This window comes from Vagococcus fluvialis, from assembly GCF_003337315.1.
GTDB lineage: Bacteria > Bacillota > Bacilli > Lactobacillales > Vagococcaceae > Vagococcus > Vagococcus fluvialis.
The window spans coordinates 43,396-60,529 of sequence record NZ_QPJV01000015.1; the positions used below are offsets into that span (position 1 = coordinate 43,396).

Annotated in this window: 19 protein-coding genes; 17 read left to right on the forward strand and 2 right to left on the reverse strand. The window is 31.8% G+C overall.

All coding sequences use genetic code 11. From position 1 onward, the window contains the following. Nucleotides 1-193: 193 nt before the first annotated feature. From abc-f to tsaD, 10 genes are all read left to right on the forward strand, one after another. Nucleotides 194-1,768 (forward strand): ribosomal protection-like ABC-F family protein, encoded by a 1,575-nt coding sequence (gene abc-f, locus DFR54_RS11945; RefSeq protein ID WP_170126963.1) that lies wholly within the window; start codon nucleotides 194-196, stop codon nucleotides 1,766-1,768. Between the two features lie 63 nt (nucleotides 1,769-1,831). Next, entirely contained in the window at nucleotides 1,832-2,536 is a 705-nt protein-coding gene (locus tag DFR54_RS11950) for a glucosamine-6-phosphate deaminase (RefSeq protein WP_114290396.1), read from the forward strand. Between the two features lie 117 nt (nucleotides 2,537-2,653). Then, on the forward strand, nucleotides 2,654-3,637 hold the full coding sequence (galE, locus tag DFR54_RS11955; protein ID WP_114290397.1) for a UDP-glucose 4-epimerase GalE: 984 nt from the start codon (nucleotides 2,654-2,656) through the stop codon (nucleotides 3,635-3,637). Nucleotides 3,638-3,657: 20 nt separating this feature from the next. Beyond that, nucleotides 3,658-4,914 carry a hypothetical protein gene (locus DFR54_RS11960; protein ID WP_114290398.1) on the forward strand — a complete coding sequence of 419 codons (1,257 nt, stop codon included), beginning with the start codon at nucleotides 3,658-3,660 and terminating at the stop codon, nucleotides 4,912-4,914. A gap of 129 nt (nucleotides 4,915-5,043) precedes the next feature. Continuing rightward, nucleotides 5,044-6,351, forward strand: a complete 1,308-nt coding sequence (locus DFR54_RS11965; protein ID WP_114290399.1) for a hemolysin family protein — start codon at nucleotides 5,044-5,046, stop codon at nucleotides 6,349-6,351. A gap of 10 nt (nucleotides 6,352-6,361) precedes the next feature. Beyond that, nucleotides 6,362-6,889 carry an NUDIX hydrolase gene (locus DFR54_RS11970; RefSeq protein WP_167800039.1) on the forward strand — a complete coding sequence of 176 codons (528 nt, stop codon included), beginning with the start codon at nucleotides 6,362-6,364 and terminating at the stop codon, nucleotides 6,887-6,889. A gap of 92 nt (nucleotides 6,890-6,981) precedes the next feature. Continuing rightward, the gene (gene tsaB, locus DFR54_RS11975; protein ID WP_114290400.1) at nucleotides 6,982-7,710 is read left to right on the forward strand and encodes a tRNA (adenosine(37)-N6)-threonylcarbamoyltransferase complex dimerization subunit type 1 TsaB; all 729 of its coding nucleotides are present in this window, start codon (nucleotides 6,982-6,984) and stop codon (nucleotides 7,708-7,710) included. Then, a complete protein-coding gene (gene rimI, locus DFR54_RS11980) occupies nucleotides 7,694-8,161 on the forward strand; it encodes a ribosomal protein S18-alanine N-acetyltransferase (RefSeq protein WP_114290401.1) in 468 nt (155 codons plus the stop codon). The genes tsaB and rimI (DFR54_RS11980) overlap by 17 nt, the downstream gene beginning before the upstream one ends. Continuing rightward, nucleotides 8,162-8,602, forward strand: a complete 441-nt coding sequence (rimI, locus tag DFR54_RS11985) for a ribosomal protein S18-alanine N-acetyltransferase (protein WP_114290402.1) — start codon at nucleotides 8,162-8,164, stop codon at nucleotides 8,600-8,602. A 12-nt stretch (nucleotides 8,603-8,614) separates the two neighbouring features. Continuing rightward, complete coding sequence (gene tsaD, locus DFR54_RS11990) at nucleotides 8,615-9,643, forward strand: tRNA (adenosine(37)-N6)-threonylcarbamoyltransferase complex transferase subunit TsaD (protein ID WP_114290403.1); 1,029 nt, start codon at nucleotides 8,615-8,617, stop codon at nucleotides 9,641-9,643. 122 nt (nucleotides 9,644-9,765) lie between these two features. On the opposite strand, the gene DFR54_RS11995 is transcribed toward tsaD, so the two are convergent. Continuing rightward, the gene (locus tag DFR54_RS11995; RefSeq protein ID WP_114290404.1) at nucleotides 9,766-10,443 is read right to left on the reverse strand and encodes a hypothetical protein; all 678 of its coding nucleotides are present in this window, start codon (nucleotides 10,441-10,443) and stop codon (nucleotides 9,766-9,768) included. 171 nt (nucleotides 10,444-10,614) lie between these two features. Here DFR54_RS11995 and racE point away from each other — a divergent pair, with 171 nt between their 5' ends. From racE to DFR54_RS12020, 5 genes are all read left to right on the forward strand, one after another. Beyond that, nucleotides 10,615-11,418, forward strand: coding sequence for a glutamate racemase (gene racE, locus DFR54_RS12000; protein WP_114290405.1), 804 nt, complete (start codon nucleotides 10,615-10,617; stop codon nucleotides 11,416-11,418). Nucleotides 11,419-11,430: 12 nt separating this feature from the next. Continuing rightward, nucleotides 11,431-12,786, forward strand: coding sequence for a ribonuclease PH (gene rph, locus DFR54_RS12005; protein ID WP_114290406.1), 1,356 nt, complete (start codon nucleotides 11,431-11,433; stop codon nucleotides 12,784-12,786). 2 nt (nucleotides 12,787-12,788) lie between these two features. Next, the gene (locus DFR54_RS12010) at nucleotides 12,789-13,310 is read left to right on the forward strand and encodes a metallophosphoesterase (protein WP_114290407.1); all 522 of its coding nucleotides are present in this window, start codon (nucleotides 12,789-12,791) and stop codon (nucleotides 13,308-13,310) included. A gap of 99 nt (nucleotides 13,311-13,409) precedes the next feature. Next, the gene (gene cbpB, locus DFR54_RS12015; RefSeq protein WP_114290408.1) at nucleotides 13,410-13,895 is read left to right on the forward strand and encodes a cyclic-di-AMP-binding protein CbpB; all 486 of its coding nucleotides are present in this window, start codon (nucleotides 13,410-13,412) and stop codon (nucleotides 13,893-13,895) included. A gap of 16 nt (nucleotides 13,896-13,911) precedes the next feature. Then, nucleotides 13,912-15,045, forward strand: a complete 1,134-nt coding sequence (locus DFR54_RS12020) for an N-acetyldiaminopimelate deacetylase (RefSeq protein WP_170126964.1) — start codon at nucleotides 13,912-13,914, stop codon at nucleotides 15,043-15,045. A 39-nt stretch (nucleotides 15,046-15,084) separates the two neighbouring features. Here DFR54_RS12020 and DFR54_RS12025 read toward each other — a convergent pair whose 3' ends face one another. Continuing rightward, nucleotides 15,085-15,978: a mechanosensitive ion channel family protein gene (locus DFR54_RS12025; RefSeq protein ID WP_114290410.1), complete on the reverse strand. Its 894-nt coding sequence runs from the start codon at nucleotides 15,976-15,978 to the stop codon at nucleotides 15,085-15,087. 132 nt (nucleotides 15,979-16,110) lie between these two features. Between DFR54_RS12025 and DFR54_RS12030 the strand changes: the two genes are divergently transcribed. Both DFR54_RS12030 and DFR54_RS12035 read left to right on the forward strand, forming a co-directional pair. Next, nucleotides 16,111-16,539, forward strand: a complete 429-nt coding sequence (locus DFR54_RS12030) for a DUF948 domain-containing protein (protein WP_114290411.1) — start codon at nucleotides 16,111-16,113, stop codon at nucleotides 16,537-16,539. A gap of 15 nt (nucleotides 16,540-16,554) precedes the next feature. Then, nucleotides 16,555-17,004, forward strand: a complete 450-nt coding sequence (locus DFR54_RS12035) for a YtxH domain-containing protein (protein WP_086342628.1) — start codon at nucleotides 16,555-16,557, stop codon at nucleotides 17,002-17,004. Nucleotides 17,005-17,134 lie beyond the last annotated feature (130 nt).

A 17,134-nucleotide genomic window follows, 5' to 3' on the forward strand; every position in this document is an offset into this window, starting at 1 on the left:
TTAATGTTCTTGTACTTTTGTCGTGCAATTATTTCCGTATTTTCAAAAATTGGTGGAGTCTGCCTAAATTTAATGAAAATAATATGAAAACGACCATTCAGTAGATACTCTTTAATCAATAAAATAACGAGGTCGTAGATTAACTACGGCCTTTTTTATTTTCTTTCTGGATGGAGAAATGAGGAAGAAAATTATGTTACAACTTAATCAAATCAAAAAAACAATGTATGGAAATTTATTATTCAAAGAAGTGACACTTCAAATCAATGATGGCGAAAAAATAGCTTTAGTTGGTAGTAACGGAAGTGGAAAGTCAACGTTACTTAAAATTATGACAGGAATAGAAGATGTAGATGAAGGACGTATTTCGATTTCTAAAAATCAAGAAGTCAGCTATTTAGAACAACATAGTTTAGTTGAAACAACTGAATCAGTTTATGACTACATTTATAATGGGCAAAAAGAAATCAAAGCTTTAGCTAATTCATTAAAAGAGTTGGAAGAAAAACTTTCAGATCCTGAAACAGCGGATTTTGATAAAATAATGACTAGATACGGTAACTTACAGGAAGTCTTTATGGAAAAAAATGGTTATGTTGTGGAAGAGTCAATTAAATCTATTTCAACAGGACTTAGTATTAGTTATTTATTAGACCAACCGATTGCTTCACTTAGTGGTGGTCAGCAAACACTAGCTAAATTAGCTCGTTGTTTACTAGAAAATAAAGAAATATTGTTACTAGATGAGCCAACCAACCATCTTGATACAAATGGCTTAAATTGGCTAGAAAATTACTTAAAACATAGTAAACAAACTGTAGTTATTGTTTCTCATGACCGTTACTTCTTAGATCAAGTTGCTCAAAAAATTGTCTATATTAATCAGCAGAAGATTAGTAGCTATCATGGAAATTATTCGGCTTTTAAAATAAAAAGAGATCAGGAATTAATTGAACTTGAGAAAAATTATAACGAACAGCAAAAAGAAATAAAACAAACAGAAGATGCTATTAGAAGATTTAGGCACTGGGGTGCTATTAGTGACAATGAAAAGCATTTTAAAAAAGCTAAACGATTAGAAGCGAACTTAGAAAAATTAGATAAAATTGAATTTCCTAATAAAAATGTTAAAAAGATGAATCAAGGTTTCCAAGAAAAATCTAGATCTGGAAAAGAAGTTATTATGATTGATAAATTATCTAAAAGCTTTGATGAAATTATTATTTTTGAAGAATTAAGCTTTCCAGTTTACCGCAAGGAGCATGTAGCTATTATTGGTGGCAATGGTGTTGGTAAATCCACACTAATTAAAATGATTTTAGGAAAAGAAAAATTAGATTCTGGAGAAATAAAAGTAGGCGACAGTGTTTCAATAGGCTATTTATCTCAAGTTATTAATTATGAAGTTAAGAAACAAACCATTCTTTCTTATTTTAAAGAAAAAGTATTTTTACCAGATGAAGAAGCTAGAAGAATTTTATCTTACTTTAAGTTTTTCAAAGAAGATGTTTTTAAACAAATTGGTAATCTAAGTGGTGGCGAGAAAGTAAGATTGGAGTTAGCATCTATGATGAATCAAGAAATCAATTGTCTAATCTTAGATGAGCCAACTAATCATTTGGATATCGAAACGAGAGAGTGGCTAGAAGAGCAACTAGAAGCATTTTCAGGAACTATTCTTATGGTAAGTCATGACCGTTATTTTGTTGATAAGCTTGCCACTAAGAGAGTTGTTTTAGAAAATAAGACTGGAAAAATCCAAGTATAACTCTTGTTTTTAGGTAAGAAAAGGTATATAATTGGACTATACCAAAAAGGCGGAGGCGGAATAATGAAGATTATTAAAGTAAAAGATAATGTTGAAGGTGGAAAAGTAGCTTTTGATATTATTAAAGAAGAAATGCTAAAAGGAAATGTTAAAACTTTAGGTTTAGCAACAGGTAGTACTCCTGAAACTTTATACCAAGAAATGGTTAAAAGTGATTTAGACTTTAGCGATTTAAATTCTGTAAACTTAGACGAATATGTTGGTTTAGAAGCAAGTAACGACCAAAGTTACGATTATTTCATGAGAAAACATTTATTTGATGCAAAACCTTTTAAAAATAACTATTTACCAAATGGTGTTGCTGAAAATGGTGCTAAAGAATGTGCACGTTATGATCAAGTTATTGCTGACAACCCAATTGATATTCAAATTTTAGGAATTGGCGAAAATGCTCATATTGGTTTTAATGAACCAGGATCATCATTTGAAGGGACAACAGCTGAAGTTCAATTAACAGAATCAACAATTGAAGCTAATAGCCGTAACTTTGCTAAAAAAGAAGATGTTCCAACTCGTGCTTATTCAATGGGAATTAAATCAATTATGCAAGCTAAGAAAATTGTATTACTTGCTTATGGTGCGAAAAAAGCTCAAGCTATTTTAGATACTGTAAATGGTGAAATTACAGAAGATGTACCAGCAAGTGCACTTCAAAATCATCCAGATGTGACAATCATTGTGGATGAAGAAGCTGCTAAAATGTTATAATATAATGAAAATCTTGGACATTTAATGTTCAAGATTTTTTTAATTTCGTAGTTATTATGTTGATTTTAGTGTAAAATAAGACAGATATAGTTATTATATTTTAGGAGGAATTAGCATATGTCAATTGCAGTTATAGGTGGAGCAGGATATATCGGTTCACACGCTGTTCAAGCGTTAATCAAAAAAGGAGACAGAGTAGTCGTTATTGATAATTTGTTAACTGGTCATAAAGAAGCAGTCCATAAAGAGGCTCAATTTTATGAAGGAGATATTCGAGATAAAGCCTTTCTTTTAGACGTTTTTGAAAAAGAAGAAATTACTGGAGTTATTCATTTTGCTGCAAGTTCACTAGTGGGTGAATCAGTAGAAAAACCATTAAAATATTTTAATAACAACGTTTACGGCACTCAAATTTTATTAGAAGTAATGAAAGAATTAAATATTAAGCGAATTGTCTTTTCATCAACGGCAGCAACTTACGGTGAACCAGAAGAAATGCCAATTCTAGAGACAACACCAACTAACCCTAAAAATCCTTATGGGGAAAGTAAATTAATGATGGAAAAAATGATGAAGTGGTGTGATGAAGCTTATGGTATAAAATATGTCGCTTTGAGATATTTTAATGTAGCTGGCGCTAGCTTAGATCATTCGATTGGTGAAGATCACGACCCAGAAACTCATTTGGTACCAATTATTTTACAAACAGCTTTGGGTCAAAGAAAGCAAGTATCTATTTTTGGGGATGATTACCCAACAGTAGATGGAACTTGTGTCAGAGACTATGTTCATGTAGTAGATTTAAGTGAGGCTCATGTACTTGCTTTAGACTACTTAGAAAAAGGGAATCCAAGTGACATCTTCAACTTAGGTAGCTCAACAGGATTTTCAGTTAAAGAGATGATTGAAGAAGCACGCCTTGTTACAGGTAAGGAAATTCCTGCAGTTATGGCATCAAGAAGAAGTGGTGATCCAGCTACTTTAGTTGCGTCATCCAAAAAAGCTCAAAGTGTTTTAGGTTGGGAACCAAAATTAACAAATACAAAAGATATTTTAGAGTCTGCGTGGGCTTGGCACAATAGCCAACCTAATGGATATTAATAGCAAGGAGTGTGGCTTTGGTGGAAAAGTATATTAATGATTTTATTAATCTAGCTATAGGGTCCGGTGGTTGGATGATTTTAGATCGAATTTATTTAAGAAACCGTTTGGAATCCTTAATTGGTGAATGGCAAAAGGAAAATGAGGAAGTTGAAATGCCAGAAAGTATGTCATCTCAAGAAATTGTAGATAAATTACTTAATGTTGCAATAAAAAACAACAAACTTGATTCTCAAAATAAAAGAGATATTGAAAAATTACAATCAGAACTAATGGAACTTTTAACACCACCACCTTCAGTTCTTAATGCGCTGTTTTCTCAGCATTATGATAACTTACCTCACGAAGCAACTGATTATTATCATTTGCTAAATATTAATAATGGTTTTATTAAATCAAGTTTTTTGAGAGCTGAAGAGATTGAAATAGATAACTCAAACTGGGTAATTCAACCTAATAGTTGGGCAAATATAGATGAAAACGTTTGCCAACAATGTTTTGAAAGTGAAGGTTTTGGTGTTTTAAAGAATAGATTAAAACGAATTATTCGTATGAATCTAAAAGGGGAAAGTTGGGGATTCTCATATGAACAGACTCCTTTATTTCATGAGCATTCACAGTTTTTCCCTGAAGAACATTCACAGTTTGAAATAAGTCGAAAATTACATGAAACCATGCTTCAACTAGTTGAAATTTATCCCCATTACTTTATTTCATTTGATCCTTTAAAAGATAAAGTGAAACATCATAGTTCATTCTTTGGTGGTAAGAAAAATCTACCGCTTTTTAAAGAAGAAGCTACCCATGAATTTGATATCCCAGGATTTGTGACTGTTTCAGCTGCTTTAGTAGATTGGCCGCTTTCGGTGATTAGATTGAAAACAACATCGAAGAAAAACTTACTAAATAGTATTGAATATTTAAATTTAAGATGGCAGCAATATTCTTATCCGTCTCTTGATATTTTAGCTAAAAATGAATCAGGAGAAGTTACTCATTCTTTAATACCGATTTTTAGAATCGAAGATAATATGTATGTAGCTGACCTTATCTTGGTAGATGAATCAGTAGCCTTTAATAGAACAGTTAATTACGAAAATTTATTAGCTGATAAATTTTCAATAGTTGATCAACTAGGTGTTATTAATATTAAAGAAGATCTTGAAATTAATGATCGTCTCAAAGAGATTGTGGCAGAAAATATGTTAAAACAAAGCGTCTTTAAAAACACTCCAGAAGGTGAAACAGCCTTTATTCGTTTCGTAGATACGTTGTAGAATTAAAAGAGAGCGACCTTAAACAGGTTCGTTCTTTTTTATTTTAAAGAGGAGTGTTTTTCTAAATCGGTATCTTTTTTTGTATCTTTGTTTTAATATAGAAGAATAGGATAAAAAACGAGGTGTTTTATGGTTGGGTTTAAATTATTACTAATAGCATTAATGATTTATATAACAGCACTTTTTGTAGCAGCTGAATTTGCTTTAGTAAAGGTAAGATCGTCAAGACTAGAACAATTAGCAAGTAATGGAGAAAAAAATGCTGAATTAGCTCTTCATTTAGTTCACCACTTAGATGACTATTTAAGTGCTTGTCAGCTTGGAATCACGTTAACAACGTTAATTATTGGTGGGGTAGGAGAAGAAACGGTTCGTGGTTTAATAGAACCTTTGTTTAACCAATTACCCATTACAAAAAGCTTATCCTTAACATTATCACTGATTCTATCTTATTTTTTAGTTACGTTTGTTGAAGTTGTTGTGGGTGAATTATTACCGAAATCTTATAGTATCTCAAACGCTGAGAAAGTAACAATGGCAATTGCTAAGCCACTTCACTTTTTCTATAAATTTACCTATCTGTTTATTAAGTTACTAAATCATTCAGCTAACTTAATTGGAAAATTATTTGGTATTCATATGGTAGGTGAAGCTGAAGAAACTCTTTCTGAGGAAGAAATTTTACTAGTAGCAGCTGATAGTTTAGATAAAGGTGAAATTAATCAAGAAGAATTTAATTACCTATCTAATATTTTCGAATTTGATGAAAGACAAGTCAAAGAAATTATGACAAATCGCTTAGATATGAAAGTTTTAGACTATGATATGACCATTGAAGATGCGATTCCAATTATGCTTGAAATAGGCTACACACGATTTCCAATTATTAAAGAATCTAAGGATGAGATTATGGGTTATGTGACCTTACAACAATTAGTAAAATCATCTTATGAGGATAAAAATCGTTTACTAGTGGAAGAAGTTTCAAAACCAATTTTTGTTTTAGAAACATTAATGATAAAAGATGTGTTAAGAAACATGCAAGAAAAACATAAACATATCGCAATTGTTGTAGATGAATATGGTGGAACAGTTGGAATTGTTACAATTGAAGATATTATCGAAGAAATTGTTGGTGATATTCAAGATGAACTAGATACTGAAAAAGATATGATTCAATCACTTGGGAACGATGAGTATTTAGTTGATGGAAAAATTGAATTAGAAGAAATTCGTCATTTCTTTGATTTAGAAAACCTAGAGGACGCTAAAGGTAATGTGACTTTAGGTGGCTATATTACAGGTGTTTATTCTAATGAAGTGGAAAAAGGATTTCAGTTTGAAGTAGATGATGTGGTTTTTACTGTTCTTTTAGTTAGACAAACAGTTGTTGAGAGAGTGAAAATTAAGGATAAAAGAGAAAAACAAAATAGTTAGGAGAATAAGTTTGACTGAAAAATGGGATGTTTATACAGTAGATCGAGTAAAAACTGGTAAAACAGTAACTTCAGGGTTGGATTTAAAAAAAGGTGAATACCGAATCGTGATTGGTGCTTGTATTTTTAATAGTCAAAATCAACTCTTAGTTCAAAAGAGACAAACTGATAAAAAAACGTGGCCAAATTACTGGGATATTTCTGTTAGTGGTAGTGTTATTAGCGGAGAGACTAGTTCTGAGGGTGTTAAAAGAGAGATAGCTGAAGAATTAGGCCTTCATTTTGATATTGAAAATATGTTACCTCAACTTTCAATTAATTATAATGGTGGTTTTGAAGATTATTATTTAATTGAAGAAGACGTTAATTTAGCAGATGTAGTTATTCAGGAAGAAGAAGTTCAAGAGGTTGCTTGGATGACTTTAGCCGAGATTTATCAATTAATCGAGAAAGAGGAGTTTATTCCGTATCATGCCCATTTAATTGGCTTATTATTTGAAATGAAAACCAATTATGGTTCATATAAAAGAGAAGGCTGAGATGATACTCAGCCTTTTTAAGTGAGAAATTTAAGTGGTTTTAACAGTTTTATGCTACAATATATCAGAATAATAAAAAAGGTAGATGACAAATGACAACTTTAGGAATAGATACTTCTAATCAAACAATGGCGCTTTGTTTAGAAGAAAATGGAAAAATAATTGGAACTCAAGTAATGACCAATCAAAAAAATCATAGTATTTCTTTAATGCCCGGGATTGATTTTTTATTATCTATTAATCAAAAGAAACCAAAAGATTTAACTAAAATTATTATTGCCGAAGGACCTGGTTCTTATACTGGATTAAGAATTGGTGTCACAACGGCTAAAACACTAGCTTGGACATTAGGTGTGGAGTTATATGCTGTTTCAAGTTTAGCTCTAATTGCAGCTAGCAATATTGGTTTTGAAGGCTTGATTGTACCAATTATTAATGCAAGACGTGAAAATGTGTACACTGGTGCTTATAAATGGGAAGACGGTAAGTTGGTTAATGTAGTTGAAGATCAGCACATTGCCATGTCTACTTGGTTAGATAAATTAAGTCAGGGGAAAGAGCAAGTTCTTTTCATTGGCATAGATGTTCTTGTGTTTAAAGAGATGATTGATGAGAGAAATACCACTAATTTTATCTATAATTCTTTAGAGCATAATAACTTATTAAGCGGAGAATCCTTTTTAAGAGCTGATAATGTGACTCGTGAAATTACTAATATTGATGGGTTTGTTCCTAGTTACTTGAAGAAGGTTGAAGCAGAAGAAAAATGGTTAGAGATGAACAAGGAACAAGAGGGTTCTGATTATGTTCAAAGAGTCTGACATTAGATTTGAATCAGCAAAAGTTACAGATATTTATTTACTTCAAGAAACCTTAAAAAAAGTTTACGGTAAATCTCCTTGGAGTTATACGATATTTTGGTCAGAAATTATTAGGAAAAATGTTAGTGTCTATTTAAAAACTTACTACGAAGAGAGTTATATAGGTTTTATTGGTCTTAGAATTAATGGCACAGATGCCCATATAACAAGTGTGGCAGTTTTACCACGTTTTCAAAATTTAGGTGGTGGTTGGTGGATGCTGAAAGAAGCAGAAAGAGTAGCTCGTAGCCAAGAGTTACTAACGATGAGTTTAGAAGTCAAAGTTTCTAATAAAGGCGCTATTCATTTGTATAAAAAATTTGGATTTTATATTAATGGTATCAAAAAAGCTTATTATAAAGAAAATAAAGAAGATGCCATTGATATGACTTATGTATTGGAAGAAGATTAGATGAGTTTAGACAAAGAAATATTAACATTAGCAACTTGCTTTTTTGAAATCAGTCAAGAAAGCTTTGATAGCAAGTCTCCGTGGACCATTGAACAATTTATTTCGTTTTTTGAAAGTCCCTTCAATCATTATTTCATTGTGAAAGAGGAAGAAGAAATAGTTGGTTTCTTGCTTCTTAATGTGGTTTTTGAAGCAGCTGAAATTGAATTAATTGGTGTCAGGAAAAGTTATTTAAGAACAGGTCTTGGTGGTAAACTTCTTAAAGACGGAATTTCTTTTTTAAAAGAAAAAGAAGTGGAAACCTTGTTTCTTGAAGTTAGAGCAAGTAATGAAAAGGCAAGAGCATTTTATGAAAAGCATCATTTCTTAGATATAGGAGTTAGAAAAAATTACTATAAATCTCCTATAGAAGATGCTATTTTGTTACAGTTAAAAATATAGGACGTGACGATTTTGGATATATTTAAAAATAAAGAAAGAAAATTAATATTAGCAATCGAAAGCAGTTGTGATGAAACAAGTGTCGCTGTTATTGAAGACGGCAACATTATTTTATCTAATATTATTGCCTCGCAGATTAATAGTCATAAACGTTTTGGTGGAGTAGTTCCAGAAGTTGCTAGTCGTCATCATGTTGAGCAAATTATTGGTTGTATGGAAGAAGCTCTTAATGAAGCTGAGGTCACAGTTGAGGATTTAGGTGCTGTTGGAGTGACCTTTGGACCTGGGTTAGTAGGTGCTCTACTTATTGGAATTCAAGCGGCTAAAAGTTTTGCTTGGGCTAATGAGTTACCTTTAATTCCTGTCAACCATATGGCAGGTCACATATACGCAGCTTCTTTTGTTTCAGAAATGAAGTTTCCTGCACTTGCTTTATTAGTAAGTGGTGGTCATACAGAATTAGTTTTAATGAAAGAACATGGAGAGTTTGAAATTATTGGTGAAACACGAGATGATGCTTGTGGTGAAGCCTATGATAAAGTTGGGCGTGTTTTAGGTCTTAACTACCCTAGTGGTAAAGAGATTGATGAATTAGCTCATAAAGGAAATGATGTGTATCATTTTCCCCGTGCGATGATGAAGGAAGACAACTATGATTTTAGCTTTAGTGGTTTGAAAAGTTCTTTTATTAACCTAGTTCATAATGCTGAACAAAGAAATGAAGAGTTAAAAATCGAAGACTTAGCAGCAAGTTTTCAAGCAAGTGTGATTGAGGTTTTAGTGTCTAAAACAATTCGTGCTGCTAAGGAATATGATATCAAACAGCTGATATTAGCTGGTGGAGTTGCGGCTAATAAGGGATTAAGAAATGCTTTAACTCAAGCAGTTTCTACTGAATTAACTGATGTAGAATTAGTTGTGCCACCTTTTAAATTATGTGGTGATAACGCAGCTATGATTGGTGCAGCTGCTTTTATTGAAGCTGAAAAAGGACATTTTACTGATGGCTCATTAAATGCCAAACCAAGTATAACATTATAAAAGAGGTTGGAACGGGAGTGTTCAGCTTCAAGAAATAAGAAGGAAATAACGAAAATTGCTTTTCAAATTTTTGTTATTTTCGGCTTATTTCCGAGGAAGCTACTTCTGTGACACCGTTTAGTTTATAAAAGAGGTTGGAAATTATTCCAACCTCTTACTTTTTTCGTCACAATAAATAAAAGAAATACAGTAGAAATAAGTAGTCCACCTAAAATACAATAGGTTAATCCTGTAACCAAAGTAAGATGGAAAAAGATGCTTGGAAAAATTGAAGCAGTATACTGAGTTAAAAAACATGAAAAAATTGCTAGTAGAACAATAGCAATTAGTACAAAAACAGGTTGATTAATAAAATAAAAAATTACCAAGCTAGTAGGAATGACATATCTAAAAAATGTTTGCTGAAAAAAACTAGGTAGTATACCTAAGAGGACAAGGTTTAATGCCAATATAATAGGTAAATCCATATTTAATTCTAGATGTTGAGTGCTACTATCGAATAGTTGTAACTTGTAATGAATAGCTAGACTTAGTAGTAAACTTAAAGAATAAAAAAATGATATAATAAAAGAAGTCAGGTTAATTCTAACAAAAATGCTATTTAAGTAATTTTTATAGTCTTTTTGTGATTGAAGAAAAAAAGGGATTAGCAAATAACAAACAAAACTTAGTATTGATAATAAGAGATTAAAATTAGAACTAGTTTTATCAAAAAATAAACTAGTGGTAAAATAAATAAGTAGCCATGAAAATAAAAGAAACCCAACTTTTCGAATGGCTATGTGATATCTTTCTAACATGAATGTCACTCCTTAGAAATTAAGTATGACTGAGTTTGAAATTTTATTAAATGGATAGAACTTACACATATCTTACAAATTTGTAAGGTGAATCAGAGAGCAAATATTAACTTGATATTAATCATTAAAAAAGAGAAAATAATGAAATGAAGAATAAAAGGTGGCTAAAAAATGAATAATCAACCAATTGGCTTTTTAGATTCAGGTGTTGGTGGTTTAACAGTGGTCAAAGAAGCCGTGAAACAACTACCAAACGAAACAGTTTATTATATTGGAGATACTCTAAGATGTCCTTATGGTCCAAGGCCAGTAGAAGAAATCAAACAATTTACTTGGGAAATGGTACGCTTTTTATTAAGTAAAAATGTAAAAATGATTGTGATAGCTTGTAATACAGCGACTGCAATTGCATTAGAAGAAATTAAAGAATCAATTGATATACCAGTAGTTGGAGTGATTATTCCTGGAGCAAGGGCCGCCTTAAGACTAACGAGCTCACACAGAATTGGTGTTATCGGAACTGTAGGAACAATTAATAGTGGAGAGTACACAAAGGCAATCCAACGTAAAGTTCCTAAAACTAAAGTGTATGGTTTAGCGTGTCCTAAATTTGTGCCAATTGTTGAAAGTAAACAATATGAATCAGCTATTGCTAAAAAAGTAGTAGATGAAACCTTAGAAGCTTTTTCAGACAAAAATATTGATACCTTAGTTATGGGATGTACACACTATCCACTTTTAAAACCATTAATTAAAGAAAAAATGGGTGATTCAGTTCAGTTAGTAGATTCTGGAGCTGAGGCTGTTAGTGAAGTTAGTATGTTACTTGATTACTATGATATATCAGCAGATGCGACAGACAAAGGAAAAAATCATCAATTTTTCGCAACAGGTTCTAAAAAATTATTTGAAGACATTACACATGACTGGCTATCAATAGAGGATATTTCAGTTAACCGTGTAACTTTACCATAAAGGATGATAAAGATGAGACATGATAATCGTAAAATAAATCAAATAAGAGAAATTACTATTGAAACAGACTACTTAATGCACCCGGAAGGTAGTGTGTTAATTAGTTTTGGAAATACGAAAGTGATTGTTAATGCAACAATTGAAGATAATGTACCTCCTTTTTTAAGAGGGAGTGAAACAGGCTGGGTAACGGCTGAGTATAGTATGCTACCACGAGCAACTAACACGCGTAATAGACGTGAGAGTAGTAAAGGAAAATTAACAGGACGCACAATGGAGATTCAACGTCTGATCGGTCGTTCATTAAGAGCAGTTGTTGATTTAGAAAAATTAGGTGAGCGCTCAATTGTTATAGATTGTGATGTAATCCAAGCTGATGGAGGTACAAGAACTGCAAGTATTACAGGAGCTTTTGTAGCTCTGAAATTAGCAATTAATAAGTTACTTGAAAGAGGCGAGTCAGAAGAAAATCCAATCAAAGAGCATTTGGCAGCTATTAGTGTTGGGATTTTACCAACAGGTGAATGTGTGGCTGATTTAGATTATATGGAAGACTCATCAGCTTTAGTGGACATGAACATTGTAATGACTGAATCAGGTCGTATGGTAGAAATCCAAGGAACTGGTGAAGAAGCTACATTTACAAGAGATGAGCTAAATACATTATTATCTTTAGGTGAAGAAAGTATTGAAGCGTTAATTGCACATCAAAAAAAGAGTTTGGAAAAAGCAGAAGAAAAAGCTGATATAAAGCCACAAGCTAAAACAAAAAAAGAAATTTTAATTGCTACAAGAAACATAGGAAAAGCTAAAGAATTTGAAACTATGTTTAATGAGCAAGGCTATCAAATCAAAACACTACTAGATTACCCTGAAGTACCTGATGTAGAGGAAACAGGTTCAACGTTTGAAGAAAACGCTAGATTAAAAGCTGAGACAATAGCTAAAGAATTTAATACAATTGTTTTAGCCGATGATTCAGGTTTAAAAGTAGATGCTTTAGGTGGGCAACCAGGTGTCTACTCAGCAAGATATGCTGGAGAAAATAAAAGTGATGCAGCTAATAACGCTAAATTGCTTCATGAATTATATGATGTTCCTAAAGAAAAAAGAACTGCTCAATTTCACTGTACATTAGTACTTGCCTCACCGGATAAAGAAAGTTTAGTAGTTGTTGGTGAACTGCCAGGTGAAATTGCTGGAATACCAAGAGGAGAAAATGGTTTTGGTTACGATCCATTATTCTTTGTTCCTGAGTATAATAAAACAGTTGCCGAAATGACATCAGAAGAAAAAAATAAAATTAGTCATAGAGCTCAAGCAATTCAAAAATTAGTCGTTGACTTTAAAAAATGGATGGAGGAGTAAATATGAAATACCTTGTTGTTAGTGATAACCATGGAAATAGAGATGTTTTAGTTGATTTAGTACATGTCTGGGAAAAAAAGATAGATGGTATGTTCCACTGTGGTGACTCAGAGTTAAAAGAAGATGATACCTTATGGCAAAAATTTGTTGTTGTTAAAGGTAACTGTGATTACAGTCCAGAGTACCAAAAGGAAACAGCAATTGCTCACGGGGAAGATACAATCTATATGACTCATGGTCACTTGTTTAACGTCAATATGGGACTGACTTATCTTTCACTAGCAGCAAAAGAAAAAAATGCGTCTTTATGTTTTTATGGTCACACTCACAAACTGGCAGCTGAGATGGTAGATGGGATTTTATATTTAAATCCAGGGAGTATCTCTCAACCAAGAGGAAAGTACAGTCATTTAAAAACTTATGCGATTGTAGAAACCAGTGAAAAGGAAATCGAAGTTGCTTTTTATACACAGAACCATGAAAAGTTATCTGATTTGACATTTACTTTTCCAAGAGAAGATTAAATAAAATATAATAAGTTATGAAAAAACTGTGAATCTACTTTATCTATTTTTATTTTAAGGTAAAATAAAGATTAGTGAAAAGAATGGAGGGTTTTCTAAATGATAGGAAATGCTGTAAAAGAAATTTTTTTAGAAAACGAAGACAATTACTTAATACACAGTGACAATGTAGCAACACTAACAGATACGAATAATTTAGAACATGCCTTATTAGTTTTAACTAATATTGGCTATAGTAAAATTCCAGTAGTTAATAAAGAAGAAGAATTAGTAGGACTTGTTTCTTTATCAAATGTGGTGTCAGAGATGTTTGATACAGAAAATTTTAATCCAGACCGTTTAGCAGATATTCAAGTATGTGACGTGATGGATAAAGAAATTAAAACAGTCCAACAACCATTTAATATCGAAAAGGTTTTAAATTTTTTAGTGGATAGTAACTTTATCCCTGTTGTTGATAATGAGGGTGTTTTTAAAGGGATAGTCACAAGAAAAGAAATTTTAAAATCAGTGAATCATTTAGCTCATGAACTAGAGCTTAAATATGATGTAACTGAAAAAGAATTAGCTGAAAAAAATCATTAATAATGAGGGGAGTTTGATGATGTTTTCAAAAGAAGAGTTAATTAAAATAAGAAGAGAGTTACATCAAATTCCTGAAATTGGCCTTAAGGAGTTTAAAACACATGATTACTTAATAGCTGTTTTAAATTCTTTACCTCAAGAGCATTTAGAAATTAAAACAAAAGACACAGCTATTATTGTAACTGTGAAAGGGAAAAATCCTAGAAAAACAATTGCTTGGCGAACAGATATTGATGGTTTACCGATTAAAGAAGAAACAGGATTTCCTTTTGAATCAACTCATGAAGGATTTATGCATGCTTGTGGTCATGATTTTCATATGACAATTGCTTTAGGCTTAATTGCTAGACAGCTTGAAAATAGAAGCGATAATAACTATGTTTTCTTTTTTCAACCAGCAGAAGAAAATCTTTCTGGTGCAGAAATTTATTATGACAATGGCTTTTTAAAAGATATAGAAATTGATGAAATTTATGCGCTACACGTTGCCCCGCAGCTAAAGAGTAATCTAATTGGTACATTGAAGGGAACCTTATTTGCAGGTGCTTGTCGTTTTGTTGTGACCTTTAAAGGAAAAGATGGTCATGCCGCTTTCCCTCATTTAGCCAATGATACGATTGTTGCAGCATCTTCTTTTGTTCAACAAGTACAGTCAATAATTAGCCGTAATGTTGATCCGATGGAAAGTGCTGTTATTACTTTTGGTGAATTCAACAGTGGAACAGCAGATAATATTGTTTCTGGAAAAGCTGTTTTAACTGGAACAATTAGAGCTCTAACTTATGAAGTTAATGAATTAACAAAAACAAGAATGAAAGAGATGGCAAAAGGAATTGCTCTTTCCTACGGTTGTGAAGTTGATATAGTACTAGATCAAAAAGGTTACATTCCCGTGGTTAATAATACTGAGCTAACATCAGACTTTATCGAGTTTTGTGAAACACATTCTGAAATAGAGTTTTTAGAAGTGTCTGAGACAATGACTGCTGAAGATTTTGGTTACTTACTAAGTAAAATTCCAGGAACGATGTTTTGGTACGGTGTTGATAGTGAGTACGGATTACATCATGGAAAATTTAATCCAGATGAAAATACCTTAGATCGAGCTGTTAATAGTGTTCATGACTTTTTAAAGAGTCGTGATAATTAAAAAATCGTTAAGTAAGTTGATGCTTACTTAACGATTTTTTTATATATTTAGATTTAATGGAGAGGTTGGAATAGTAATACCAGCTTTAGTCAGTGACTCTACATAGGCTGTTGTTAGCTTACTTTTTACAGATAACTGAGAGCCTGATAAAGCATAAAGTGAACAACGAACAACAAAGGTACCATTTGGTAAATTAATTAAACCAATAATATTAGGCTCAGATTTAATTTCAGGAATAGAGCTTAATAATTCTTGATTAACCTCAGCCATAATCTTCTTAACTGTTTCAATATCTTCGTCAGGGTTAACTCTAATATCAATAATGACTTGTTGATTACCACGAGAGAGATTACTAACAATTAAAATCTGTCTATTTGGAATATAATTCATAGTTCCATTAAAGCTTTTAACTTGTGTGGTACGAAGTCCTACTTGCTCCACAATACCTTCAACACTATCTAATATCACGTGATCTCCAACGTCAAGTTGTCTTTCGTAAATAATAAAGAACCCAGTAATGACATCGTTAATAAAACCTTGAGCACCTAAACCAATAGCAACACCAGCAATACCAGCTCCTGCAATTAAAGAACCTACAGGAACACCTATAATAGTTAAGACAGAATAGATCATAATAAAAAATAAAAAATATTGAGCAAAGTTTTTTAAGACAGTTTCTAATGTGTTTAATCTACTTGAACTGTAAGTTTCTTTTTTTCGATAATTAGCAAAAGAACGATGAATTAAGTTTAAAATAATTTTTCTTAAAATAAAAATTATAATTAAGATTAATAAAATAATCATACCTTTATAAATAACAGTTGATAGTATTTTTTCCCAATCTAGACTATCCCAGAAATTTTGGAATACACGAATACCTTTTTCTGTCTGTTTCGTTAATTCTAATTGAGTACTTGTAGTTGTTTCTTGCATTAATTGTATCCTCCATTGAAAAAATAACATTCTTATTAACTTCATTCTACCATTTAATTATATGTTGAGAAAATAATAAGTTAATGGTATTCTAAATTTAGTATTTTAAACGAAAGGTAGGAGATAGTAAAGATGTCAGGTATTGAAATTGCAGCAATAATTGCAGCTATTGCTTTTGTTATCCTAGTCATTGTTATTGTATTTTTCTTACTACAATTAAATAAAACGATTAATAAATCAGTAGATAAAGTAAATCGTGTATTGGACAGGACCAATAAATCTGTAGCCGTATTAACAAAAGATGTAGATCTTTTATTACGTCAAAGTGAAGACTTATTAGTAACAGGAAACGAATTATTAGAAGATGTTACTCAAAAAGTGGAGACTATAGATCCTTTATTCCAAGCTGTAGCAGATTTAAGTGAAAGTGTTTCTGAGTTAAACTCATCAAGTAAAAACTTACTTGTCAAAGTTGGGGATGCAAGTAAAACAGCAGCCACAGCTACAATAGTAGGAAAAGCAGCGCAAAGTGCAGCACATTTATTTAAGAGAAATAATTAAGCGGAGGAAAATATAATGTCAAAAAAATCTAGTGGTTTTTTAGTAGGAGCAATTATTGGTGGAGCAGCGGCAGCAGCGGCAGCACTTTTATTAGCACCAAAAAGTGGTAAAGAATTAAGAGAAGATTTATTAGATCAATTAGATGAAGTTTCAGAAGGGAAAGCTAGTGAGCTAGCTGGTATTGCTCAAGTTAAAGGGAATGAAATTGGAGATTTTGCTAAACATAAAAAAGAAGAATACAGTTGGTTAGGTGAAAAACTATCAACTCAAGTAGAACAAGCTAAAACAGTTTCAACTGATTTACTTGGAAATCTTGCTGATAAAACATCAGGCTTACAAGAAGAATTCAAGAAAACTTCTGATGAAGTAAAGGGAAAAGTAAGTGAATTAATCGAGGATGATATTGTTTTAAATGAAGATGATATCTCAGAAGAACTTTATTCAGCAATTGATAACGAAGCTTAAATAAATGTTTTTAAGGAGGGTTAAATCGGCTCTTTGTCAAATCGGACTGATGAGTCGGATATATAAGATGATAAACTTGAGATTACTCTCAGATTTATCATCTTTTTTAGTTATTTAATTTTAATAAGGC